Annotated in this window: 17 protein-coding genes; 4 read left to right on the top strand and 13 right to left on the bottom strand. The window is 47.7% G+C overall.

Going from position 1 to position 25657, the window contains the following annotated elements:
* Positions 1–23: 23 nt before the first annotated feature.
* A complete protein-coding gene (locus CLV42_RS13820) occupies positions 24–2114 on the top strand; it encodes a S9 family peptidase (protein ID WP_106602515.1) in 2091 nt (696 codons plus the stop codon).
* 2 nt (positions 2115–2116) lie between these two features.
* Here CLV42_RS13820 and CLV42_RS13815 read toward each other — a convergent pair whose 3' ends face one another.
* From CLV42_RS13815 to CLV42_RS33915, 6 genes are all read right to left on the bottom strand, one after another.
* Positions 2117–2473: a DUF4260 domain-containing protein gene (locus tag CLV42_RS13815; protein WP_106602514.1), complete on the bottom strand. Its 357-nt coding sequence runs from the start codon at positions 2471–2473 to the stop codon at positions 2117–2119.
* A 231-nt stretch (positions 2474–2704) separates the two neighbouring features.
* Positions 2705–3139, bottom strand: coding sequence for a carboxymuconolactone decarboxylase family protein (locus tag CLV42_RS13810; protein ID WP_106602513.1), 435 nt, complete (start codon positions 3137–3139; stop codon positions 2705–2707).
* 76 nt (positions 3140–3215) lie between these two features.
* Positions 3216–3785 carry a Crp/Fnr family transcriptional regulator gene (locus CLV42_RS13805; RefSeq protein WP_106602512.1) on the bottom strand — a complete coding sequence of 190 codons (570 nt, stop codon included), beginning with the start codon at positions 3783–3785 and terminating at the stop codon, positions 3216–3218.
* A gap of 50 nt (positions 3786–3835) precedes the next feature.
* A complete protein-coding gene (locus CLV42_RS13800) occupies positions 3836–5347 on the bottom strand; it encodes a S10 family peptidase (protein ID WP_106602511.1) in 1512 nt (503 codons plus the stop codon).
* Between the two features lie 127 nt (positions 5348–5474).
* Positions 5475–6959, bottom strand: coding sequence for an alpha-amylase (locus CLV42_RS13795; RefSeq protein WP_245901647.1), 1485 nt, complete (start codon positions 6957–6959; stop codon positions 5475–5477).
* A 9-nt stretch (positions 6960–6968) separates the two neighbouring features.
* Positions 6969–7112: a hypothetical protein gene (locus CLV42_RS33915; RefSeq protein WP_170117503.1), complete on the bottom strand. Its 144-nt coding sequence runs from the start codon at positions 7110–7112 to the stop codon at positions 6969–6971.
* Between the two features lie 368 nt (positions 7113–7480).
* Here CLV42_RS33915 and CLV42_RS13790 point away from each other — a divergent pair, with 368 nt between their 5' ends.
* A complete protein-coding gene (locus CLV42_RS13790) occupies positions 7481–8800 on the top strand; it encodes a glycosyltransferase (RefSeq protein ID WP_106602510.1) in 1320 nt (439 codons plus the stop codon).
* A gap of 11 nt (positions 8801–8811) precedes the next feature.
* Here CLV42_RS13790 and recB read toward each other — a convergent pair whose 3' ends face one another.
* The 6 genes from recB to CLV42_RS13755 form a co-directional block, all read right to left on the bottom strand.
* Complete coding sequence (gene recB, locus CLV42_RS13785) at positions 8812–12276, bottom strand: exodeoxyribonuclease V subunit beta (protein WP_106602509.1); 3465 nt, start codon at positions 12274–12276, stop codon at positions 8812–8814.
* Positions 12277–12290: 14 nt separating this feature from the next.
* On the bottom strand, positions 12291–15482 hold the full coding sequence (gene recC, locus CLV42_RS13780) for an exodeoxyribonuclease V subunit gamma (RefSeq protein WP_106602508.1): 3192 nt from the start codon (positions 15480–15482) through the stop codon (positions 12291–12293).
* A gap of 16 nt (positions 15483–15498) precedes the next feature.
* Positions 15499–17304 carry an exodeoxyribonuclease V subunit alpha gene (recD, locus tag CLV42_RS13775; RefSeq protein WP_106602507.1) on the bottom strand — a complete coding sequence of 602 codons (1806 nt, stop codon included), beginning with the start codon at positions 17302–17304 and terminating at the stop codon, positions 15499–15501.
* Positions 17305–17785: 481 nt separating this feature from the next.
* Positions 17786–19954, bottom strand: coding sequence for a xanthine dehydrogenase family protein molybdopterin-binding subunit (locus tag CLV42_RS13765; RefSeq protein ID WP_106602505.1), 2169 nt, complete (start codon positions 19952–19954; stop codon positions 17786–17788).
* 27 nt (positions 19955–19981) lie between these two features.
* On the bottom strand, positions 19982–20965 hold the full coding sequence (locus tag CLV42_RS13760) for an FAD binding domain-containing protein (protein WP_106602504.1): 984 nt from the start codon (positions 20963–20965) through the stop codon (positions 19982–19984).
* Positions 20962–21588 (bottom strand): (2Fe-2S)-binding protein, encoded by a 627-nt coding sequence (locus CLV42_RS13755; protein WP_106602503.1) that lies wholly within the window; start codon positions 21586–21588, stop codon positions 20962–20964. The genes CLV42_RS13760 and CLV42_RS13755 overlap by 4 nt, the downstream gene beginning before the upstream one ends.
* Positions 21589–21979: 391 nt before the next feature.
* Here CLV42_RS13755 and CLV42_RS13750 point away from each other — a divergent pair, with 391 nt between their 5' ends.
* Together CLV42_RS13750 and CLV42_RS13745 are read left to right on the top strand one after the other, a co-directional pair.
* Positions 21980–23449 carry a sensor histidine kinase gene (locus CLV42_RS13750; protein ID WP_170117504.1) on the top strand — a complete coding sequence of 490 codons (1470 nt, stop codon included), beginning with the start codon at positions 21980–21982 and terminating at the stop codon, positions 23447–23449.
* Between the two features lie 2 nt (positions 23450–23451).
* Positions 23452–23874, top strand: coding sequence for a response regulator (locus tag CLV42_RS13745; RefSeq protein WP_106602501.1), 423 nt, complete (start codon positions 23452–23454; stop codon positions 23872–23874).
* Between the two features lie 11 nt (positions 23875–23885).
* Here the strand turns inward: CLV42_RS13745 and CLV42_RS13740 are convergent, their stop codons facing one another.
* The gene (locus tag CLV42_RS13740) at positions 23886–25442 is read right to left on the bottom strand and encodes a UvrD-helicase domain-containing protein (RefSeq protein WP_106602500.1); all 1557 of its coding nucleotides are present in this window, start codon (positions 25440–25442) and stop codon (positions 23886–23888) included.
* Between the last annotated feature and the right edge of the window lie 215 nt (positions 25443–25657).

Here is a 25657-nt window from a genome sequence, read left to right as displayed (position 1 = left end):
GGATCTTTAATTTCCTGTAGCCCATGATCAGATCTGTACTCCTCATTACAACCATTTTCCTGCACATCTACTGCGCAAGCGCACAGCGGTTTACCATGGAAGCGGTGACTGCCTATCCGTTCCCCTCCGCACTTACCAGCGCATCTACCGGTAGTAGTATTGCCTGGGCACTGAATGAACAAGGGAAAAGGAATGTATATGTTGCAGCAGGTCCTGATTTTACTCCACGAAAACTTACTGACTATACGCTTGACGACGGACAGGAGATCAGTAGTCTGTCTATCTCGTCTGACGGCAAATGGATAGTGTATACCCGTGGTGGTGATCATGGTGGAAAAGAGAGTAGTAATCCTGTGAATGCGGCCCATCTGCCCATATCTCCCAAAACGGAGATATGGTCTGTTCCCTTTGCCGGCGGTACGCCCAAAGTATTGTCAGAAGGTGATTATCCGGCTATTTCTCCCCACGGGGACAGTATTGCGTTTATCAGGAACGGACAGATATGGATCGTTGCTATAGACGGCGCTACGCCTGCCAGGAATATGGTCAGTGTCAAAGGTTCCTGTCACAGTATTGCGTGGGGACCCGATAACGCCGGACTGGCTTTTGTCAATAACCGTAATGACCATGCCTACATTGGTGTATACCGCAATACGGCTACCCCATTACAATGGATAGCTCCTGCCTTTTCAAAAGACTTTTCTCCCCGCTGGTCGCCCGACGGGAAGCAGATCGCCTTTATCCGTATGCCCGGTACCGGTGGTGCGCCTGATTCTCTGCTGGTCCAAAAACACCAGCCCTGGGCTATCTGGACGGCAGATGTTACCAGTGGAGAAGGCAGACTGTTATGGAAAGCCCCTGCTACACTGCCCGGCTCCATCCCTACCACGGACGGCGGTACGAATCTCAACTGGCCGGTTGCCGGCAGGATCACCTTCCTCTCCTACCACGACGGATGGCCACATCTCTATTCCATCGCTTCTGGAGGAGGCACACCGCTGTTACTGACACCCGGCAACTTCATGGTGGAACATATTGAGCCCACGCCTGATGGCAAGTGGCTTGTGTTTAGTGCTAATACCGGGGCCGCACCTGATGATATAGATCGTAGGCATCTCGCCCGTGTACCCGTGGATAAAGCAGCCATGGAAATACTCAGCTCCGGAGAAGGTATTGAAGCCTATCCCGTGGTAACAGGCGATGGCCATACCATTGCCGTATTGACCGCTACTGCACAGCAACCCTTATTGCCGGCAGTGATGCCTTTTCAGAAGGGTACTCCCAGGGTAATAGGCAAAACACTGTTACCTGCCAGCTTTCCGGAGGCACAAATGGTCACCCCAAAAGCGGTTAGCTTCAAAGCACCTGATGGCACCCTGGTGCATGCACAACTATTTGAACCGAAAAACAAGGCAGCAAAACATCCTGCTATTGTATACATCCATGGTGGTCCACAGCGCCAGATGTTGCTGGGCTGGCATTATATGGATTACTATGCCAATGGCTATGCAGTGAACCAGTACCTGGCCAGCCAGGGATTTATAGTCCTGTCGGTGAATTACCGTTTAGGTATCGGTTATGGCTATGCATTCCACAAGCCCCCACATGCAGGTATCATTGGCGTAGCAGAATACCAGGATATTAAAGCAGCCGGCGAATGGCTGGCGACACAAGCGCAGGTAGACGCCACAAAGATCGGTGTATATGGCGGCTCCTACGGTGGCTTTCTGACAGCACATGCCCTGGGCAGGGACTCAAAACTATTCGCCGCAGGCGTAGATATACACGGCGTACATAACCGCTCCCCTTTTTTACCTCCTCCTACTGCTACCCCGGCTCCCGATGTTGATACCGCCCTAAAAGTGTCCTGGTTGTCTTCTCCGGTGGCCCATGTGAACACCTGGACATCTCCCGTACTGCTTATTCATGCGGATGATGACCGCAATGTGGAGTTTAACCAGACCATAGACCTTTACCGCCGGCTGGAAGACAAAGGCGTACCGTTTGAGTATCTCGCTATCCCAGACGATACCCATCACTGGATGAAATACAGTAATGCTCTTACGGTAGACAAAGCAACGGCGGCATTTCTGATCAAATACCTGAAACAGTAAGCTTATTGTTTCCCGATCTTACCCAGGTGCGTGTCTTTAAAGCCGGTCTCATACTTTAATCCGTAACCAAACATCCTGTCCATCACCGAATGGGCAAACAGAATAATGCCGGTAAAAACGGCCCAGTCCAGGTGGCAATACAGGCCAACCAGGTAAACGATCAGTGCAACAGCTTTGTGATGCACCAGGTTGTAAACAAAAGCGCCGGTACGGTTGCCGGCCAGATAACCCAGCATAGACAGATCGGGTAACAGGATACATGCGGGAAACAGCCACCAGGCATAGGGCGACTGCAGGTGAAAGGCAAGGATGGCAAGCAGGAAAAGCGCCAGATCTTCCAGGATAAGAATGGTTTTCATTAATACGGGCAGGTTTAGGCAGGCCCGCCATAAAGATAATTACTTATATGAATTGAGCGGCTTCGAACCCGATCCGGTAGATATCCGGTGGAGGCTATATCCTATAGGCCCATTACTATAGCATTACAGGCACTTTGTATAGCGATCGCTATAGAATAGTGCCTGTAATGTAGGACCAGAGAGCCTATAGGTAGGAGACTGCCCTATATCGTTATACCTGACGTACTATATTCATGCAGGCATCATCCTGGTAGCGATCCCTATCCTGTTCCAGGAGTTGATAGCCACAGCGGCCATCATGACCTGGGCAGTCAGCTTTTCTCCCAGTACCTGTATAGCCTCGTTATAGGTAGCATCACTCACATGATTACTGATCAGGGTTACCTCTTCTGTCAGGGCCAGGATGGTTCTTTCCTCCACGGAAAAGAAAGGTGTTTCCCTCCAGGCATTCAATGCGTAGATACGCTGTTCTGTTTCTCCCAGTTTACGGGCATCTTTAGTATGCATATTGATACAGTAAGCACAGCCATTGATCTGGGAGGCCCTGATCTTAATCAGTTCTTTATGCAGAGGGGCGATCTCTGTTGTATGAAGGTATTTTTCCATCGCCAGCATTGCTTTGTAAGCTTCTGGTTCCACCTTTGACATATCGAGACGTGTTTCCATGATTTTGTGTTTTTGTTGACACAAAGTTGCAACACTGCCTGCTGCCAAAACTTAATCGAGTTCAAGAAAAGACTGTTCAGATTTTCTTAGCCCTGATCTTACTGAGGAATTCGGGGGTAAAACCCAGGTAGGATGCCACCATGTATTGAGGGATACGCTGCAGGAATTCGGGATACAGGTTGCTGAAATGATAATAACGTTCTTCCCCGCTAAAATCATAGATGTACCGGATGCGCTGCATGGAAGCGGCATATGCCCTTTGCAGGATTAGCCTGAAATAGCGCTCAAGAGCCGGTATTTTGGCAAATAGCTCCTCCTGAACCCTCCAATCCAACACCGCCACTTCAGCGCCTTCTACAGCCTGTATGAAGTATTGCGAGGGTATTCTTCTCTCCAGGCTATCATAGTCTGTGATCCACCAGTTATCAATACCGAAATGAATGATCTGTTCAGATCCTTTTTCGTCAATGTAATACTTACGGAAAACGCCTTTCAGAATGAAATAATTAGCGTTACAGACAGCGTCCTGCCGGAGGAGGTATTCTTTCTTTTTTACCTCCTGATATTGCATAAGCGACAATATGATTTCCTTGTCTTCCTCCGTTAGGTCTACGAATTTGCTGATATGTGCTATAAGCCTTTGCATACACAATATTACGTCAAAGAAAGAAGGCTCCTGTACGGAGCCTCCCTGTTTTAATATTTTGCTGCCTGACCTTTCGCCGGAATGGATTCCTGGATAAACTTCCTCAGGTTCTCATTCGCTGCTGCCAGATCATCCTTTCTCAGGTACATCATATGCCCGCTACGATAGCCTTCCCATTTCAGGCGGTCTTTCAGTTTACCACCCGGGTCCATCTGCCACATGCTGTATTTGGCGTTGAAGTAATCGCAGGCGCCATCGTAATAACCCGATTGCACCAGCAGGTGCAGGAAGGGATTCTGGGCGATGGCCTGACGCAGGTTCTCACCTGTCTTATCGTCGTTCCTATCCCAGGGATATACATCGCCAAACATGTTATACTTCAGATCTGTTTTATAGTTCAGTTCTTCCCGCAGATAGATGTGGATAGCCGGCGTAAATGCCTGTAACCAGGCAGTCAGCTCAGCATTATAGTCAGGGCTGGTGCCGCCTGTCTGGCGGTCAATACCCCTGTAACGGGAATCCAGTCTGCCAACAGTATACCCCTGATCACGTAGTAGTTCTTTCCAGAAAAGGTTGGTAGACACATCCAGGTTATTTTCCTGTACTACCTGTTCTTTCAATCCGCTGTAACGCGCAATACGGGCAATGATACTTTTACGTTGAGCCTCATCCAGCGAGCCTCCCCTTGACAAGGCCGGGATCAGCTCATTGATTGTGAAGTTCTCCACTTCAGGCAATACCTCGTTCAGATCTTTCTGTTGCAGGTCGGCAGGCAGCTTTTTGTGGTACCAGGCAGTAGCCGTGAAATAAGGCAGTTTCAGGGCTGCGTCCAGTGGTCCGTTACGTTGTATGCCCAACTCGGTCGGAGACACCAGGATAACACCATTCAGGTACATCCACTGTGCATTCTGAAGCTCCAGTGCCAGTCCGGATACCCGGGTCGTTCCGTAGCTTTCTCCTATCAGGAATTTAGGAGAGGCCCAGCGTCCCTTGCGGGTCACGAAAGTATTGATCCAGTCTGCCAGGTATTTGATGTCGGCATTCACTCCGTAGAATTTGCTGCCCGGAACATCTTTGCTTACGGGGCGGGAATAACCGGTATTCACAGGGTCTATGTACACGATATCAGCAATGTCCAGGATGGACTGCGGATTATCCCGCATACCATAGGGCTGTACCGGGTAACCTTCGTCGTCTATATTCAGCATCCGCGGACCGGTATACCCGATCTCCATCCATACAGAAGGCGTACCAGGACCTCCATTGAAGGAAATCACCAACGGGCGGGCAGATTTATCTTTTACATCATCTCTTTCATAATAAGTGTAAAACACGCCTGCAATAGGTTTGCCTTCTTCATCCCATACCGGAATAGTACCTGCGGTTGCGGTATAGGGCACCCGTTGTCCCTTGATGGTCACTTCATGTTTTGTTACTACGGAGGAGTCAACATTCAATACTCTGGAAGGCGAGGGTTTCATCTGCGCCTGTGCCGGTAATACAGCCACCTGTGCAATGACTGCTCCTGCAAATGCCAGGGGCAATAAGATTTTGTTGATCATAATTTGATTGATAAATAGTTTCGGGGTAAATATAATAGAAGCAATCGGCTATACAGCGAATTTTGGGATAAAAGGAAAAATCCCCGCTGTGTGCGACCGCCCAACAAACAATAGGTAAACTCCCCTGTTATTCAACCGGCGCCCATACGGATACTGATCCCGCTGCGCACCGGAAATTCCCCCATCCCTCTTTATCTATCACCACCTCCTCTTCACGTTTGCCTGATATATCTTTAAACCGCTTACCGGCATAACGTTCTCCTATCTCCATATGCTTTTCCTCTTCGTCTGAGTTGGAGAGTACAACAGCACAACCACTATGCTCCTCATCACCCTCACGTGTCCAGCCAATACAATTCGGATGGTCAAAGTAATCCCGCTGATGGCCATAGGCGTATTGATCCCTGGCAGCGAGCAGTTTGTCCAACCCTTCTACAGGCTTCAGTTCTATAGTGGTATCTTCCCCGTTCTCATTCTTATCCGTGTAGGCAGCCCCATAGAGGTCCGGATGAAAAACGCAGGGATAACCATGTTCCCGCAGTAAGATCAGGGCATAGGCTATTGGCTTAAACCAGTCTTCAACGGGCGCATCCAGCGCCTGTAAAGGCTGTGTATCATGGTTTCCGACCAGGGTCACGGCAAGGGCAGGGTTCTCCAGTACCAGTGAACCATTAAAGATGTTGGTAAGGTCATAGTCCTTTCCAGCCCTGGATGCATCAAAAAAGTTGTGATGCAAAGAGGCATCAAACAAAGACATTCTGCCTTCAATGGCTCCTAGGTATTTCTTTGCCAGTTCTACGTCATCTGCAGCCCAATATTCTCCCACAGCGAAAAGCCCTTTACCGGTAATTTCCCGCATGTGGTCCAGCCATTCCCTAAAGAAATCAGGCGTAATATGTTTCACTGCATCCAGTCGAAGCCCGTCAAACTCTACTGTATTGTAATACCATTCGCCCCACCGTTTGAGTTCTTCCCGTACTGCAGGATTACGGAATTCAATATCTGCTCCCATCAGGAAATCAAAGTTGCCTTTTTCCTCATCCACTACGTCTTCCCACAGCTCCCCATATTCGTTCTGGATGCTGTAGATGGCTTCTTCTTCGCCCATACCGGTGATGTGATCTATTCCTGTAAAGCACTGATGGTCCCATATAAATGCAGAGTAAGTACCTTTTCGGCCGGGAAAAGTAAATCTGGTATATGCCTCCGCCTCTATAGGACCTGAGATGAATTTATTCCTGTCTTCAGGGTCAACTTTCCTGACAGTTATCTTTTCGGTTTCATCTCCTCCCATCAGGTGGTTAACTACTATATCAACATACACCTGCATACCTGCATCATGTATGGATTTGATGGCATCTATATATTCCTGGCGGGTACCATAGCGCGTGCGCACCGCCCCTTTCTGATCAAACTCGCCAAGATCATACAGATCATATACATCATAGCCACGACTGTCGGCGCCACCTGCCCCTTTAAAGGCGGGAGGCAACCAAACAGCGTTAATGCCCATACCCGCAAGCCGGGGCGCTTCCTGCTTTACTGTATTCCACCAACTTCCATCTCCAGGGGTATACCAATGGAAGTATTGTATCATTGTACCGTTTTTCATTCGTTGTATTTAATTGAGGAAAAATGTGAATGGCGGTACAAACCACATGCCACCATAGTTTACATGATGATCGGGGGCTGTCGCCTCTTTCGTAAATCCCAGGCGGGCGGCAAAGATGTTATATTGTCTCCATCCTACATGACTGCGGCACATTACCGCATGTGGATCATATTCCCAGGTGTTGCGGCAATATCCAGGTCAGGCTTACCCACTCTGTAGATGCCTATCCTCCTCCACAAGGCATAGCATCTGCAGCGCTTCTACGCTGCGACAATTAATAACTTATCGTAAAAGGGGAATAATATTGTTTTTTTCGACAGACAGGTGATTTTTATCATCAGAAATCCCTTAGATTTGTATCACTATAGTAAACACACGCAACATCCACTTACACGCCGAACCTGCAATTCCTCTACAACGTTTCCTGCTAACATACGACATAGCCATTCACGTTAATGCTTTAATCCGTCAGGTAACTCAATTTATTACAAGCATTATCACATACGCTTTTAATATTTATTATGACAAGTAGTATTGAACAACTTGCCGGTAAGAAAGTATTATTTGCTACTATCTCAATTGATGCCCATATAAATCCGCTGACAGGTTTAGCGAAGTATTTACAGGATTTGGGTTGCGATGTAAGATGGTATGCATCTAAGTACTATACCGCAAAATTCCACCAGTTATATATTTATCATTATACACCCAAACAACATAAGGATGTAAATGGTGAAAATGTAAATGAAATACATCCTGAAAGGGCCAGGATCAAAGACAGGGTTGCAAAGCTGAACTACGATATGACCAATATCCTTGCAAAACCAGCTGTTAACCACTTTGAGGATATCCGCCACATCTATGAAGCATTCCCGTTTGATATCATGATAGTGGACAGCATGTTCACTGCCGCCCCTATCGTTCGTAAGATACTGGGCGTACCGGTGATCGCTATCGGTGTTATACCACTCGCGGAAGCATCCAGATACCTTCCTCCTTATGGCCTTGGTATGACACCTTCCCAGCATCCATTCGGGCGCTTGAAGCAGTCAGTATTACGTTTTCTCACAGATCAGATACTATTCAAACAATCTTACAAAGCATATGAGCAAGTCTTTCGCCACTACGGCATCCGGAACAAAGTTGTCAACATGCTGGACAGCATCGTAAAGCATGCCGACCTGGTGTTGCAGATAGGCACGCCCGGGTTGGAATATCAGCGTAGGGATATGGGTAGTAACATCCGTTATATAGGCGCGCTGCTGCCCTATCCGGCAAGTAAAAATGGAGTGCCCTGGTTTGATGACAGGCTGCATCAATACAGGAAAGTTGTGCTGGTTACACAGGGCAGAACAGAAAAAGATAGCAGTAAGATCATCCTACCTGCACTGGAGGCTTTCCGCGATACGAATGTGCTTACCATCATCACGACTGGCGGATCAAAGACAGCTGAACTACGTGCTATGTATCCTTACCGGAATGTGATCATTGAAGATTATATTCCTTTTAACGAGGTAATGCCTTATGCGGATGTATTTATTACCAACGGAGGTTATGGGGGTGTGCTACTGAGCCTGCAGAACAGGCTTCCCATCATTGCGGCCGGTGCAGATGAATGTAAGAACGAGACCTGTGCCAGGATAGGATACATGAAATATGGCATCAACCTGCATACGGCAAGTCCCAGTGCGGACCAGATCAGTGAAGCGTTTGAGAATATATTGGATACCCCTCTATATAAAACGAATATATCCAGGCTGATGGAAGAATTCAACCAATACGACCCGATGCCGCTTAGTGCAGCATATGTGGCAGACCTGCTGACAAAGCAGCCCGCGTGAAACAATTTGATTTAATAGATGTCAAACAGCTTCTGCTGTGGTGGCTGTTTTTTATTGAGATTGGGTGACAGACTATTCTCCAGCTGCAGTATTTTCGTCAAGGGCGGTTTACTGGTGAAGATACCGGTAGATTGCCCTTTTCTGATGCCTCTCACAAAACAATAGATCACGCCACCGAATTGCTTTTCATAGTTAAATGCATGCAGTCGGCTTTCCAGGTATTTCTTGGCTGCTAATGTATAGATGAGGTATTGCAGATGATAATTGCTTTCATTCATCGCAACAGATAAAGCAGCGGGTGAGTAAGCTTCCGGCGAATCGCCCAGGTAATTGGATTTCCAGTCCAGGATATAATATTTCCCTTCATGCTCGAAGAAGAGGTCCATCTTACCATTCATGATGCCTTCCAGCTCATGACTGCCATGTTCATGGAAACGGCGCACGATCACGCTGGTCCTTTCGTCGGAAAGGCCATTCAGCATATCAGGAAAGAATGCTGCTACAGGGAAATCAAATTCAAACTCAGGGATGCGTTTATGCCAGATAACGGCCGACAATGGGAAGGTTTGTCCTCCTACTGTAATGTCGGTATGTAACACATGCTCCAGCAACTGGCGCAGCATAGGGGTATATACTTCCTGCTGGCCAGGTACGAAACGACGAATGGTTTCTGTCAGCCATTTCCCCCAGCGACTGTCATCAGAGAAGTTGATGTTCTCAAACAGGAAGTGCAGCAAGTTACCGGTTTTCGCCCCTCTCTTTAAGGTATGAAAGATGAATGTTTCATAAGGATCTTCCTGTTGCAGCGGGCGTCCTTTCAGGCTTTGTTCTGCCTTTGCAGCCAGCATGGTATAACTCATCTTCCGCCAGTTCTGTTCTTTCAATACAAACCTGACAGGTGTGTCTGTACCAGTATTTACTACCGCTGCGGTATTATGATCAGCATGTTGTTCCGGCGCTACCGGCAGGTCCTGCTCAAACTTAATGATATCGGGAGCTGGCGCTGCCGCTATCAATGCCTGCAGGAAGGTCAATAAGGTAGAATTGCTATAATACTTGCTGTTATTACGGAACACAAAACATTTATATACGCCACGCGTGATCGCTACATACAATAAACGCCTGTTCTCCTGCTCTGCCTGACGGGCGTAGGAACTGCGCTGTTCCTCTGTCATACGCTTCTTTTCCACACCCACATAATCACCTGTAACAGGATCACGGAAGCTGAAGAATTCTGCATGCTTATTCTCCACAAAATCAAGGAAGGGCGCCATCACGATCTTATATTCCAGTCCCTTACTTTTATGGATGGTCACGATGTTCACTGCTTCTTCATCACTCTCCACGCGCTGTTCGTATTCATCTCCTTCTGTGGCCATCCCATCTATACCACGTTTCAGCCACGATACCAGTTCGGTCATGGACAGATTCTTACGGCTCTGGATCTGGTGTACCAGTTCTGTCAGCTGAAACAGGTTGGAGATCACACGCTCGCCACTTTCTGTATGTGCGTGCAGTAAGATGTTGCGCACATTAAAGTCTGTAATGAAATCCATCATGGCAGTATAGATACCATCCTGCTGCCAGCGGTTCTTATAATTGCCGAAATAGGCCAGGGTGACCTCGTCGTCCAGTAAGAGTACATCTTCCAGTTTCAGGTTGGTAAAAGGGGATAACAATGCCCGGTTGATGGAAGAGCGGTTAGGCTCCAGCATTGCTTCCAGCAGGTATAACAGGTAGGTTGCCTCCTCTGACTGTAATACCCTGGCATCATCCACTGTTACAGCCGGTACACCCAATTTAGCCAGCTGCATCTTCACTTCCCTGCCCTGTCTGCCGGTACGCACCAGTATCCCAATATCGGAGGGTTTAACAGGGCGTATTGTCTCTTCATTGCCGATAGTATATTCTCCGCTTCTCAATAACAAAGCTACCTGCGCCGCCACACTTTCTGTCAGTTCATTACTATTGGAAGCGTTAAAGACAGTAATAGGTACATCAGCTGCGGCTCCCTTGTATAAAAGCCCTTTTGTATTCCTTTCGGGGCTTTCCACCTTAATGTAGTTGATCGCATTTCCCTCTCCGTTGAAATAGAAGGTATCGAAATCATCCACCGGCAGGAAGAAGGTATTCATGGCTTCTATAAATGGCTCAGACGAACGGAAGTTATGGTTCATGCCATACACATGCTGTACGCTGGCCCTGGCCTTAAAATACGTGAAGATATCCGCCTTACGCCATGCATAGATACTCTGCTTGGGGTCGCCGATATAAAACAGGATCGTATCACTGCCGAATGCTTTTTCGAAGATCTCATATTGCATTCTATCAGTGTCCTGGAACTCATCCACAAATACTGCTTTATATTTTTCCTGCAGGACCTTTACCAGTGTGGGGTTGTTCTTTTCCACCAGTGACCGGTGCAGGTTCGTGATCATATCATCATAACTCAGCAGGTTGTTACGTTTCTTATAGCCTTTCACACCGGCCGCAATTTCTTCTATCGCAAAACAATACAAACGACTGATCACCTGTTGTACAATGCCTTTACGCTCTTCATCCAGCGTAGCCACTTTATCCATGCGCTCCAACAGATCGGGGAATAGTTTAGCAATGTAACCGGCGGAACTGCGTTTCTCTTTTATAACCCCAATGAACTGTACCGGGTCATCTATACAGGGTAACAGCGCTTTCTTTGCATACTGATTTCCTTCACACAAGGCTTTCAGCTTCTCCGTATTCTCCTTTACAAAACCCATTACATCCTTTTCAGCCGCCTCTTTCTTCTCATCTATGGCATCCAGCTGCTGTAACCATGCCTCCTGTTCCTTTGCTTTAATTGCATAGCGTTTACCCGGTTCATAAGCGAAGTAACGCTTACCTCCCATGTGCTCATTGAGGGCAGTATTGATGCCAGGCATCATACCGGGGTCCCAGATCTTTTCCAGCAGGCGGATATGCAGGGTAGTGACATGCTTACGCCAGAATTTCTGTACTTCTTCCTCTATCAGGGTGCGGGTATCCTGTATCATCTCTGCACCAAACAGCTGATCCGTTTCAAAGGCAAATTCATTCAGTGTTTTCTGACAGAAACTGTGTATTGTCAGTACAGCTGTTTCGTCGAGGAACAATACTGCATCTTTCAACTGTTGCTGCACCTGTTCCAGACCATTCCGTTCAACCGCTTCTTCTACCAACCGCAGGATGTTTTCATCTTTTATTTCCATTCCCTGGCTGGCTTTATAGGCGTTCCGCACAAACAGGCGGATACGTTCTTCCAGTTCTGCCACGGCGGCCTTTGTAAAGGTCACCATCAGGATCTCTTTTACAGAAAGCGCATTTTCCAACACCAATCTCAATACGAGAATGGCGATAGAATATGTCTTTCCTGTACCGGCACTGGCCTCTATCAGGTTACTATCCTGTAGTGGCACGGTGCCTGCGTCAAAATCCTGGTAGTTGATATGTTCAGTCATTGTTCTTGTCTGTATTAATTGTAATAACCCGGTATCACCTCTGCCAGTGGCAGCAGCACATGCGTGCAGACTGTCTTGTATGTCTCCAGCGTGGTTTCGTCATCGAAGAAACCATTTTCATACTCACGGAAAATGTAAGGATCTACTGTGCTATCGTCTCCTTTATCCAGCGCCTTGTCCACCTTCTTCACAAACTTGCTGAAATCCAGTTCTATCACCTCTGCTGGTTTAATATCAAAGTCGGGATAGAATGGTGTAATACGTTCAAATCCTTCCCTGAATATATCCATCAACGCGGTTAATCTCCGTAAAGCTTCTTCCTGTTCCAGTGGCACTGCCATGAAAGCCTCCTGTTTACTGGCACCTGAAATGAAACACATGCCTGTCAGCACACCTGCTGCCCTGCCAGCCAGGTAGCGGATATATGCCTCTATCAGGTATTTGTCTTCACGTTTCGACCATGACACCTGCACCAGCTTCCCATCAAACACGCTATGAATAGTGCCTTTCAGCAGTGTGCCTTCTATATCCAGGTTCACCTGTAGGGATTGTTCTTCTGCGCCATTGATACAGGTCTTGTATTTATCGCGTACCGGCTGTACTTCCGACTCTATCTGCTGCAAAGCCACGTAGGCCATGTTCTTTAATGGCAGGCGCCCGGTCTTCACCAGGCGGATCTTCATATTGGCGATGGCATTGGCGTCCATCTGTAACAGCTCATTCTTCAGGTTCCATCGCTGCAGGCTGTCCAGTTGAAAGATCTCTGTTTCATTCAGCAATACCTGTTCATCGTTATAGTAGATGCCTAATACTTTGTTATAGTATGCTTTGAAAGGATTTTTGAAGAAGCGGACCAGTTCATCCAGGTCTACCTCTTCGAGCACAAGCGGTTCCATTACCTTACCGGCTCTTGTAATAGGACGTTCAGGCACCGTAGTGTTCAGGTAACTGTACAGGCGCTCATCTCCCGTCATATACTTTCTGCTGAAGCCTTGTAAAGGTTGCCTGGTCACCAGTTTGTTTCTCACCAGGTCTGGTTCATCCGTACCGGATTCTATGTAGTCAAGCAGTTCATCCACCAATGCGGAAGGCGGCATACGGCTGTTGTCCTTGGCGCTCTGCCCCACGTAACTGATGTATAAATACTGGCGGGCCGACAGGACTGTTTCCAGGAAAAGGTGTTTATCGTTATCCTTCACATTACGGTCGCCTCTCTGTTTGTTCTTTTCCATCAGGTTAAAGCCGATAGGCTGCTCACGGCGGGGGAACTTATCGTAGTCCAGCCCCAGCATGGCTACCACCCTGAAAGGAATACTACGCATGGGGATCAGCGAGCAGAAGGTGATACCGCCATTCACAAACAGGCCTGTCCGGGTAGTGCCGGTTAATGTTTGCAGGAAGCTGTGACTGAATACGTCAAATGTCACCGTATCGCTCATATATTCATTCAGCAGGTTGTAGTCTGCCAGCTGCTGCATCAGCGTATTATAATCTTCATCCACTTCTTCATCAGGCTCGTACACCATATTGTGCAGCAGCGTTTCTATATACTCTACCCAACCGCTGATGCTACGTTCCTGCTTACGCTCTTCCACAGCTGTGATCAACACTTCTGCAAAGTGACAGAAGCGTATTACCTCCAGACTATCGCTGCCTTCCAGGATATCCAGCGGGAAAAAGCTATCATCACCTTTACCATATTCTTCCCCTCCACTCATACAAATGCCAAACATGATACGCCTGATACCATACTTCCAGCTCACCAGGAAGGTCTCATCTTCCTTCGCACCATGGATCCCAAAGCGGATATTCGCCTGATCTACCACAGAACGAACAAGCGGCACATTATTGATACCAAAACGTTTCCTGATATAGGATGAATCCAGCAACTGCAATATTTCTTCCGCCTTAAAGTTGTCTTCATTTATCCTGAGGATGGCGTGCAGCGCATTGAAGAGATTATCACTATCTGCATAACTTTCATCAGCAATCGTATAACGGAACTTATAAGGTGCGTTATTGAAGATCGCTTTGATGTAGGGCGCATATGCATCAATATCTCTCACCATGACCACGATATCACGGGGCGATAACGTTTCCTTTTTTCTATCTATGAGATGCACCAGGTAATTGTACAACACTTCCACTTCACGGGCAACGGTATAACAGTTATTGATGGTAATAGAACCATCTTCGATATCTTCTATGAAGATGGGATTCCTGGTCTCATTGGCATTGTTGAAAATGTCATGCTGCACCTTATTCAGCAAGGTATCCGGCTCGGGTATTACTATTCCTTCACTGTCGTAGGCATTGGCAAACGCATCATACTGGAAGAACAATCCGAAGGTATCCTGTACTACACGGCCCCAACCCATCAGCAATGGATTACCTGCTACGTCTGATTCCAGCAGCGGACGGCCCTTTAATCGCCAGCGTGCCTGCTGTTTCTCACTCTTATCCTCAAACCAGTAGAGTTCCGGCGATGGGTTGATAATATGGAAATGTACATCGATGAAAGCCGACAATTCATGCAGTATCTGCACGTGATATGCTGTGATGATGGAGAGGCCGAACAGGTGTACGGTATTCATACGGTCTGCCAGCAGGGCCTGTTGATCGGGGTTCTTCAGCATATCGAGGATATGCTGTCCGACGATCGTTTTATCCGGCAGCATATTACCAGATACTTTCTTGGCTTTGCCCCAGAGGTATTGTTGCCAGTCCATCTTTGCCAGCGGATCTTCCGCTTGCTCATTCCATTCGCGGATCATCTCCGGGCGATAGATCTGGTACTGGTCAAAAAGGTCAGCTGTTCTTTCTGCCAGCGCCATTCGTTTCAGGTCACTATCCGGTTCAGTATTGTGATAATAAGTAGCTACGGCGGGATAGGTTTCGCGGAAGGCATCTTCTCCCAGCAGTTTATACAGCAGCCAGGTAAGGTTCCTCCCGGAAAGCATTTCAGTATAGTGGCCATCCATCAGGAAATAGATCTGATGGATGAGATCATTCGGTTTCAGGAAGCGGCAATTGGCAGCAATACCGAGGTATTCTGCCATCTGCAGTTTCAGCCAGTTGTTCATCCCCTCCGTTTGCGTAACGATGAGATGTTGTTCAAACACCCGGCTGTGTGAAGCTTTAAGTTCCTGTGCCAGTCCCATGGACAGTATCTCCAGGGAATTGGACACTTTCAGATATAGTGCCATACGTGTTATTCAATTGTCAGGAATGGTCGTCGGTAAAGCGCTGACCGATACCCGAGGCTCTTTCCACAAAACGTGCCGCTGTCTGCATCAGTATTGCTGCTGATGCCTGCACATACACTTTCTGTTTTGCCCTGGTCACACCAGTATATAATAATTCCCTTGTAAGAATAGGTACATCCTTTGCCTTTGGCAGGATCACCATCACTTCTTTAAATTCTGATCCCTGGCTTTTATGGATGGTCATGGCAAATACGGTTTCTGCCTCTGTGAGGTAGCCAGGTAAAACGGCCTTCAGCTCCCCGTTACTGTCTTCAAACCATGCCATGAGTATTCCCTGTTCATCCGGACGGATAATGCCTGTATCCCCGTTAAAAAGGCCATGTTCATAATAGTTCCTTGTCAGGATGATGGGGCGGTTCTCATAAAAGTCCGCATTCACCCGGATCAGTCTTTTATCGTGCAGGATCTTTTCAATAGTCTTGTTAATGGCATAGAGCCCTTCCTCTCCTTCCCTGATCGCACACAATACCCTAAGGTCATTCAGCAGTTTTAAAGCCGTACGGATATCATTCTCCACAATAAACGCGCTGTAACCTGATACAAAATCCCTGAACAGTTCTTTCGAATATTCCTGATCTATCTGCACCTGTTCATCTGCATGTTGAGGCAGGAAACTTTGTATGGCGGTCTGGTTATTGGCAATGATGGCTTTACTGAACTTACCGATCCCTTTTTCTCCGCTGAAGCGGTGACTACGACGCAGCTCCACCAGGTGCTGAAAAAGCGGATGGGAGTCCTGCTCTTTTACCTGTGTGAGTGGTAGTTTCCTTTGTTCATCGGGAATGAAGGAATTGATTAACGCCAGCCTGTCGGCGGTAAAGAGATTCAGTGTATCCTGCGCCTGACAAAGGTCGCCAAACAAGCTGCCTGCTTCTACAGAAGCCAGCTGGTCTTTGTCGCCCAGCAGTATCAGCCTGGTGCCTGCACCAATAGCATCGAGTAGTTTAGCAAATAAGGCGACGTCGATCATCGAACATTCATCCACGATCACCACATCGAAGTTCAGCGGATTATCTGCGTTATGTACAAAGTAGGGACTATCTTTTTTAGCGCGCAGTAAGCGGTGAATGGTACTGGGTGTCAGACTCTGGAACTGGGCGGTGATCGTTTCATCTACCGGCAGCTGTGTATTCCGCAGACTTTCTGCCATACGCGCCGCTGCCTTCCCTGTAGGTGCGGCTAATGCCACTTTCAGGGATGGGTCGAGATTGTAGAGTATTGCTAAGATCTTCGCAACGGTTGTGGTTTTACCGGTACCGGGGCCGCCGGTAATAATAGTAAAGTTATTTAGCACTCCTGTTACCGCCGCACTAAGTTGCCAGTCTGCCGGGTCACCACCGTCTGCTTTGAATGCAGGACCTGTGGCAAACAGTATGCTGATGAATGCGCGGTTTATTTCCAGCATTTCCAATCGCTCCTGCAATACCGTCTTTTCTGTAGCCAGGAACTGATGAATACGACGAAGGAAGGTTGTTTCATACCGGAAGTACCGTTGCAGGTACAGCCGTTCCTGGTACAACACAAAGGGCTGTGTATCATTGCCATTCTTTGCTACCAGCGGTATATGTTGTAACTGCTTACTGCCTACGGGCAGGTTGTCACAGAATGCGGGGAGCTCTCCACCATTTTCAATACGTTTATCCAGGTGCAGACAGATATGGCCTTCGCTCAGCTTTCGGGAAAGCAGGTAAGCGTACGGCTTTAGCGCCGGTATCTGGAAGTATTCTGCAAATTGCTGGTGGACGTCGTTGATTGTATGCATATCTCGTTTCGCTGCCCGGGCCTCGCGGCTGAGGCAATCTGTGAAATTACGATTTTTATCGTTGTTGTTTCATAGGGGGATTTTCCGGTTTTGTGAGTCACGGCGGGGTGGTTTCAGGCGATTGACAGAAGGGATTGTCTGGGATTGCTGGCATGGGTCAAAACCAGGTAGCGTTGACATGCTTTATACACGCTTTATACATGCTTTATACATGCCTTTGAGGTGGACTTGTAACATCTTAAGGCTGGGATGGCTTGAGGTGGTAAAGCGGGAAGTTATCCCCATTTATGCAGAACATATGCACAATGGGCGATTTTGGGATGCTGATTTTAAGTGTTTCGACTTTAGGTGCTTCGGTGCCTTAGTGCTTCCGGCTTCAGGTGGGACCCTGGCTGAGTTCTTTGAAGCCGCAGCCGAAGGCAAAGAAATATGGTGAGGAAACAAGAAAAAGGCCCCCAAACCGGAGGCCTTCTACAAATATTTACGCAGACAATATCTTATCGGGTGTGATAGGCAACTCTCTGATACGCTTACCAGTGGCGTGGTAAACAGCATTCGCAACGGCGGCAGAGAAACCGATCAGGGCAATCTCTCCCATCCCTTTGGAGCCCATCGGATTGGTGATAGGATCGGGTTTGTCGATGAAGATCGTCTCAATATGCGGTACATCAGCACTTACAGGTACATGGTAATCTGCCAGGTTGTTGTTCACAAAACGGCCGAAGCGGTGATCAATGATACCTTCTTCTGTCAGGGCCATACCAATACCGCCGGTTACACCGCCGATCATCTGGCTGGCTGCAGTTTTAGGACTTACAATTCTGCCGGAATCAGCGACTGTCACTACTCTTTTCACTCTTACGACACCGGTAGCAGGATGCACCCGTACTTCTGCAAAATGAATGGAGAAAGAATACAGGGAATATTTCTCCAGCTCTGCACCTCCTTTGGAGGATCTTGTTACTTCGAAGAACGTTTTGTTTTGTTTGGACAGTACATCCTGTAAACTGTCGGATTTACCTTGAGCGGATTTTACCGTGCCATTGTCGAATGTCAAGCCGGCTTCTGTCAGCATGCCTTTTAGTGCAGTACAAACATCAAATACAGCAGATCCTACAGAAGATACGGTAGAAGAACCTCCCTGGCTGCCGGAAGGCGGGAAGGCCGCATTACCCAGCTCAAAATGGATCTTTCCTATGGACAGGCCAGTCACTTCATGTGCGATCTGCACCATGGCAGTGCTGGTACCAGGACCAATATCGCTGGTAGCACTTTGTAGTAGTAAAGTACCATCAGCGTTTAACTGTGCACGGCAGGTAGACTCTCCACGATGGGCACCAAATACGCCGGTACTCATACCATAACCTACCAGCCAATCGCCTTCTTTCATGGAGGCAGGAGCCGGATTACGTTTGGCCCAGCCGATCTTCTCACTGCCAAGCTCGTACGCCTCTTTCAGGTTGTTGCTGGAAAAGGGCTTGTTCTTTTCAGGATCAGTTTCCGCAAAGTTCTTCAACCTGAATTGCAGCGGGTCCATATTCACTTTGTAAGCCATTTCATCGATGGCTGATTCCAGTGCGAATGCACCGGTAGCTTCTCCCGGGCCACGCATCCAGATAGGAACGCCTCTGTCCAATGGTACGATGCGGTATTTCGTGGTTACGTTGGGACAGGCATACATAAAGCGGGTCATGCCAACGGTACCTTCTGTGAAGTCGTCGTAGCTGGCCGTTTCGCCGGTAGCCTCATGGTAAATACCCAACAGCTGACCATCCTGTGTAGCACCCATGCTGATATGCTGGATGGTGTAAGGACGATGCCCTACCAGTGTGAACATCTGATCGCGGGTCAGTACTAGCTTCACCGGCTTTTTCAATGCACGGGCAGCTGCGGCCACTGCTACTTCCTGTGGCCAGGTACGTAGTCCCATACCAAAGCCTCCGCCAACAAATTCAGAATATACCTGTATGTTCTTTTCGTCGATCTTAAAGGCACCTGCCAGTGTTCGCTGTGTTGATTTAACACCCTGTGTTTTGGCATATACGGTGAGCTTGTCATCTCCTTCCCAGAATGCAAGGATACCTGCTAGCTCCATCGGATTATGCACTTCAATGGGAATAGTATAATCGGCCTTCATCACCACCGGAGCAGTATTGTGGGCATTTGTGTCACTTCCGCGGGTATAGTCGCCCATGCGGGGAGGCATAGCCGCCTTTTCCTTATTCTTCAGGAGATCGGTATGGTGCTCGGATTTATTGTAAGAAGCTGTAACGAGAGACGCTGCATGTTGTGCACGTTCCAGTGTATCTGCAATAACCAGCGCAATAGGCTGACCATTGAAAAGTATTTTATTGCTGCCTAACATGCGGTATCGTTCACCGCCGGAGGGAAGTTTGCTGTTACTGCCCTGTTCTGCCCAACCTGGGATGGCAGGCATATTTAGGTGGGTGAATACTGCCAGCACACCGGGTGCGCGTTCGGCCGTTTTAGTATTGATGGTCGTAATAGTGCCGCGGGCAATTGTGCTGGTCACCATCACACAGTAAGTCACTCCCGGCACTTCAAATTCTGCAAAGTATTTCGCCTTACCTGTCACTTTGGCCCTGCCATCTACCCGGTTGATCGGCTCACTTTTTTTATCGGTTCCCATATGGTGGGTTTTTAACGTTAGAAGATGTTATGCCTGTGCGGCAGCTGTTTTCAGCGCTTCCACAATTGTGTTAGGCGCTAATGTGAGTTTGAATGCATTGCCTCCCTGCGACTTCGCATTGGCCATTGCCATACTTGCTGCCTTACGGAAGTTCTCTTCTGTGGCAGACTTCTCTTTCAGCCAGGCTTCTGCTTCCTTCAAACGCCAGGGTTTATGTGCTACGCCCCCCATGGCCAGTCTCACATCTGCGATGTTGCCACCTCTGATCTGCATAGCAGCACCCACTGATACCAGCGCAAATGCATAGGATGCACGGTCGCGTACTTTCAGATAATGCGTATGCGCTGCTAACTGGTTGAAAGGAATGTCCACTGCGATGATCAGTTCTCCCCGCTGCAGGTTGTTGTCCTGTTCAGGCGTATCGCCTGGCAGGCGGTGAAAATCGCCAAAGGGAATCTTCCTCTCACCTTTAGGACCAGTTACTGTAATCACTGCATCCAGAGCGGTGAGTGCTACACACATATCGCTGGGATGCACGGCAATACATTTATCACTGGCGCCAAAGATGGCATGCATCCTGGTGAAACCTCCTATTGCACCGCAACCGGAGCCAGGGCTGCGTTTATTACAGGGCAAGGCGCTGTCGTAGAAATAATGGCAACGGGTACGCTGCATCATATTGCCACCTACAGTGGCCATGTTCCTCAACTGCGGAGAAGCCCCTGCTTTCAGCGCCTGTGACAGGAGCGGGAAATGTTTGATGACCAACGCATTTTCCGCAACAGCTGTATTCTTTGCCAGTGCCCCGATACGGAGGCCGGTTTTTGTTTCTTCTATTGTTGCCAGTGGCACATTGTTGATATCTACCAGCCTTTCAGGACTTGTCACACCACTCTTCATCAGGTCCACCAGGTTGGTACCACCGGCCAGGAACATCGCGGCTTTATCTTTCGCCAAAGCCGCAATGGCAGATTCTTTAGAGGTGACCCTCATATAACTGAACTGGTTCATACTTTCTTCCCTCCCTGTTTTACGTCCATGATAGCATCTACGATATTGGAGTAAGCGCCGCAACGGCAGATGTTGCCACTCATATATTCACGTACCTCATCTGGCGTATTGGCATGACCTTCCCGGATGCAGCATACCGCAGACATGATCTGTCCCGGTGTGCAGTAACCGCACTGGAAGCCGTCATGCTCCAGGAAAGCTTCCTGCATAGGATGCAGATTATCGCCATCTGCCAGTCCTTCGATGGTGGTCACATTCCGGCCTTCTGTGGTCAGGGCCAATGTGAGGCAGGAGTTCACCCGCTGACCATCAACATGTACGGTACAGGCGCCACACTGTCCGTGGTCGCAGCCTTTTTTGGTGCCGGTGAGGTGCAGGCGTTCCCGCAACAGGTCCAGTAAGGTAACACGGGGTTCTATCCTGACACTTTGTTTCACACCGTTGATGGTGAGGCTCAGCGGCATCGTTTCAATAGCCGATGCGATCTGTTCATCAAGGCCTTTTTCCGCGGCTTTGATCACAGTATCGGGCGTTAACGCCAACGCGGTGATCAGAGAGGATTTCTTCAGGAAAGAGCGCCGGGAAGTACCGGTATGCTCCTCGTTTTTGAGTTGGTCATCCATAGTTTGCTTCTGTTTCAGTTTGACAGTATTGTGCAGTTTCTTCGTTTCCTATGTAAAGCTTCCGGCAATTTCAGGTTTTCTCTGTTACTTGATCGCTTCCTTCGTGCTTTGAATGGCGTTATTTTCGTCAACTTAATAAATTTACCTCACAACATGGCTTCCGAAATGACGAATGGCACGGGATAGATCTGCAAGGTATCCACTAAACCATCATCCCCGTCCCCAAGCCTTTACCAGTGCGCATTCATACATAGGCCCGTTGTTTACGTCCTCATACAGCGAAATTGATGTATGTACCGGTACAAACACAGCCAGGACAGCCGCCAAAACTGTACCGGATAATAGTGGTCGTTGGGTTTTATACTCATTTTTTATTAGACTTGCCGGTACGATGAAGATATCTCATTACATATTCCTTGGATTCGTATCCATTCTGATACTCTTTTCCATCACGACCTTCGTCAACTTCAGCCTGTCGAACGCAGTGATGGAAAATAATGATTACTTCACCCGGTCCACCAACCTGGTGCGTAACAGTAGCAGGTTTCAGCGGAATCTGCTGACGATGGTAAATGGGCTCAGGGGCTATCTGTTAACGGGAGAACACTCATTCGTAGAGGCATATGATACTGCCAATATAGAAAACACGCAGATCCTGAAAGAAATGGAAGGGCTTATCACTGACTCCGCACAGCGCAGGATGCTCAACCACATTAAAGAGTTGAATGATCAGTGGACGGAAGAATATACCGACCCGCTGAAACAGGCAAAGATGTCTGCCGACATCAGCCGTGAGCACCTGGATACATTTAACAGGGTGTACAAAGAAAAGTTTGCCTCCGGTCATGAAAGAAGTATACAGACGGCCCTGCAACAACAGTTTAAGGCATTTTCCTCCTCTGAATACACTATGCGCGATGTCCGGAAACAGGAGCTGGCAGCCTCTGTTACGCGAACGAACAGGTTATCTTTACTGTTGACATCCACATCTATTATCCTCGGATTATTCATTATCATTTTCGTTACCTTAAAGATATCCCGACGTATCAGGGTTATGACAGATATGGCCAACAATATTGCCAGCGGGCATTATGATGTAACAATCAGTGACCTGGGGAAGGATGAACTGAGCGCCCTTGGGAATGCGCTCAATCATATGGCCAGACAATTATCAGGAAATATTGCCCTGTTAAAACGGTCCAATGCAGAACTGGACCAGTTCGCACAGATCGTATCTCATGACCTGAAAGGACCTTTGAGAGGTATCAGTAATGTAGTGACCTGGATTGATGAGGACCACCAGGAAGAGCTCACACCCAAAATGACTGAATATATGGAACTTATCAAAGGGCGTGTACACAGGGCGGAAAACCTTATTGAGGGACTGCTTTCCTATGCCAAGGCCGACAAGGAGGAAATTGAAAAGGAAGAAGTATATCTCAATGCGCTTGTAAAAGAAGCGGTGGACAACCTGCCCGATACCGGCAATGTACAGGTTGAGATCGGCGATCTGCCTGTTGTTCATGCTGAAAGATTATGGCTCTTTCAGATCTTTTCCAACCTGATCAGCAATGCCATTAAGCATAATGATAAGCCATTTCCTACTGTAAAAGTCTATTGCAAAGAGCAGCCCGATCACTATGAATTTTTCATCGAAGACAATGGAAATGGCATTGAACAGCATTACCATAAGCGGATTTTTATTATTTTTCAGACTTTAAAAGACAGGGATAGCTTCGAAAGCACCGGCGTAGGATTGGCAATAGTCAAGAAGATCATCGATCTGAAGAAGCAACAGATCAATGTAAGTTCTTCACCAGGCAAGGGTTCTGTCTTTTCGTTCACCTGGTCAAAAGAGTAATAATGCACCCGATCAACATTTTATTGGTAGAAGACGATAAGCTGGATGTGATAGATATCAAACGTTCACTTGACAAATTGAATATCTTTTACAAACTAACCAATGCAAAAAATGGCGAGGAAGCAATCACGTTGTTGAGTGAGCAGATCAGTACTGGTAACGGACCGTTGCCCGATGTGATGCTGATCGACATCAACATGCCCAAAGTAAACGGGTTTGAAGTACTGGAATATATGCGCGACCGGGAAGAGTTCAGGCAGATCAAACGGTTTATACTCACCACTTCCGGCGACCGTACAGACAAAACCACTGCTGAGAAACTGGGCATATCTGGATATATCATCAAACCTTTAAAGCTGAACAGCCCTACTGCGATGGATGCCTTCAACCTGATGATAGACCTGCTGAATTTCAAGAAGAATTAGCCGACATAACATTACTTTCTTTCCCCCGCATACACATAGTTCTCCCCTTTTGTTTCTGCAGCAGAAGCTCTTCGCTTCTTCAGGGCCGGCGCTACTTTCTGTTGCCCTGTCAGGATCTCCTGGGGAATGTACAGATGACTTTTCGCCCTGGTAATAGCTACATACAACAGGTTGATCTCTTCTGATAGTTTTGAGATATTGACCCTGTCGATGTTCTCTGCCTGCTTCACTACTTTGTCGTGTGTGATGAAATCGTTCGTCAGCGTTACCTCATCATACTCCATCCCCTTGCAGCGATGTACGGTAGAGAAGATCATATCCGCTTTCTCTTTATCATCGTGCTCCAGATGGCAGTCTTTCAGTTTTTTAATATACCCGGGGATCTTCGTTCCATATTTCTTCACCATGTCCACCAGCATACCCATTTGCGCCTCTCCAGTCGTTTTAATATACTCTTCCAGGTCTTCCATACTATCCATACTGGCAATGGTCTTATCTCTGATACGACCAACATCGCCGGTGTAGAGATTTAAGATATCATATACAGAAGCACCTTCATTGGCGTAAGTATAATTTTCCAGCCTGCCCTCAAAATAAATGGTCCTGATCTCTTTCTTTTCAATCAGCAGTTCAATCGCTTTCACCAGCAACCCTGCATTGGTCCTGGCTACTACCGCACGGGTGCTGTTCTTCCTGGACCTTCCGAAGCCGATGATCTTTACCGTCAGAGGAGTACTGTACAGCTTCTTCCACTGTATGACGTAAGATGCCAGATCAGCAATGTCCTGGTCGAAACGGAAACTCGTACTGAGTGTGTATAACGGATAGTTCAGTTTATCGAGGGAGTTCACTGCATGCCGCCAGCCATAGATCTGCTGATGGCTATCACCTACCAGCACCTTAGCACCCTGTTGTGAACGGAAAACATCCAGCATGGCACCGGAAGCATCCTGTCCCTCGTCAAAAAGGATGATGTCATAATCCAGTACAGGACGGGCCAGCTGGAATTTCTTCAGGTAGAAATCGTGTGTGATGGGGATCTCCCCCTTATTCATTTTGTCAAGGAATAAGCGGGTCTGGTATTGAATATCCTTTTTGTATTTGGTAGCGAATTCGATGGCTTCTTTATCCGTCAGGATATCTTCATAGTCGAGGTCCTGCACTTTCGCAGGCGCACTGTTGCAGAAGTAAGCCAGGTAAGCGTTGATATGCGTAGCGAGGATAGATTCGGTGTGTTTCCCTTTCAGGCCCCGCAGATGCAGGATGTCGACGATCTCATTGACTTTATACCCCTCGCTTTTAAGCGTGTAACCAGAGCCTCTTACGATGTAGTAGAAAGCCAGTGAGTGCGCAGTTTCTACTCTCACGTGAGAGAGCTTCATAGCGGCGAATTTCTTCTCTGCCTCCAGTTTGACGGTTTTGTTGAATGCGAGATAGAGAATGCGTTTATCGGGCCTCGCTTTTGCATATTCGGCCAATGTGGTGGTTTTACCGGCGCCAGCTACGGCGATGATCCTGATGTCTCCTTTGCTTTTGATGATGGCGGTCTGCTCCTGGGTCAAATTCATGGCGTGAATTTACGTTAATTCCCGGGGTTGTCATTTACGTTCACCGGGGACATGCGTATACCCGGGGTTATCCCCCCGCGCTACAATCAATGAGGGTGTCTCAAAAGTAATTGAGGCACTCTCTTTATTTTTAGTAAAAAAAAGGACGAAAAAATATCTTGGAACCATGATTCTTAGTAAATTAAGTCATGGCAAGAGGTAAAACATTATCAGTA

Source organism: Chitinophaga ginsengisoli, from assembly GCF_003014595.1.
GTDB lineage: Bacteria > Bacteroidota > Bacteroidia > Chitinophagales > Chitinophagaceae > Chitinophaga > Chitinophaga ginsengisoli.
The sequence above is the reverse complement of the archived record's forward strand: the minus strand, read 5'-3'. Positions and strand labels throughout refer to the sequence as shown.

Bases quoted from the DNA above. Each gene is read 5' to 3' on its own strand.
- CLV42_RS13765 (WP_106602505.1), bottom strand. From the start codon at position 19,954: ATGGGAACCGATAAAAAAAGTGAGCCGATCAACCGGGTAGATGGCAGG.
- CLV42_RS13805 (WP_106602512.1), bottom strand. From the start codon at position 3,785: ATGCAAAGGCTTATAGCACATATCAGCAAATTCGTAGACCTAACGGAG.
- CLV42_RS13740 (WP_106602500.1), bottom strand. From the start codon at position 25,442: ATGAATTTGACCCAGGAGCAGACCGCCATCATCAAAAGCAAAGGAGAC.
- recD (WP_106602507.1), bottom strand. From the start codon at position 17,304: ATGCATACAATCAACGACGTCCACCAGCAATTTGCAGAATACTTCCAG.
- CLV42_RS13745 (WP_106602501.1), top strand. From the start codon at position 23,452: ATGCACCCGATCAACATTTTATTGGTAGAAGACGATAAGCTGGATGTG.
- CLV42_RS13760 (WP_106602504.1), bottom strand. From the start codon at position 20,965: ATGAACCAGTTCAGTTATATGAGGGTCACCTCTAAAGAATCTGCCATT.
- CLV42_RS13815 (WP_106602514.1), bottom strand. From the start codon at position 2,473: ATGAAAACCATTCTTATCCTGGAAGATCTGGCGCTTTTCCTGCTTGCC.
- CLV42_RS13750 (WP_170117504.1), top strand. From the start codon at position 21,980: ATGAAGATATCTCATTACATATTCCTTGGATTCGTATCCATTCTGATA.
- CLV42_RS13795 (WP_245901647.1), bottom strand. From the start codon at position 6,959: ATGAAAAACGGTACAATGATACAATACTTCCATTGGTATACCCCTGGA.
- CLV42_RS13820 (WP_106602515.1), top strand. From the start codon at position 24: ATGATCAGATCTGTACTCCTCATTACAACCATTTTCCTGCACATCTAC.
- CLV42_RS13800 (WP_106602511.1), bottom strand. From the start codon at position 5,347: ATGATCAACAAAATCTTATTGCCCCTGGCATTTGCAGGAGCAGTCATT.
- CLV42_RS13790 (WP_106602510.1), top strand. From the start codon at position 7,481: ATGACAAGTAGTATTGAACAACTTGCCGGTAAGAAAGTATTATTTGCT.
- recB (WP_106602509.1), bottom strand. From the start codon at position 12,276: ATGACTGAACATATCAACTACCAGGATTTTGACGCAGGCACCGTGCCA.
- CLV42_RS13755 (WP_106602503.1), bottom strand. From the start codon at position 21,588: ATGGATGACCAACTCAAAAACGAGGAGCATACCGGTACTTCCCGGCGC.
- CLV42_RS33915 (WP_170117503.1), bottom strand. From the start codon at position 7,112: ATGTGCCGCAGTCATGTAGGATGGAGACAATATAACATCTTTGCCGCC.
- CLV42_RS13810 (WP_106602513.1), bottom strand. From the start codon at position 3,139: ATGGAAACACGTCTCGATATGTCAAAGGTGGAACCAGAAGCTTACAAA.
- recC (WP_106602508.1), bottom strand. From the start codon at position 15,482: ATGGCACTATATCTGAAAGTGTCCAATTCCCTGGAGATACTGTCCATG.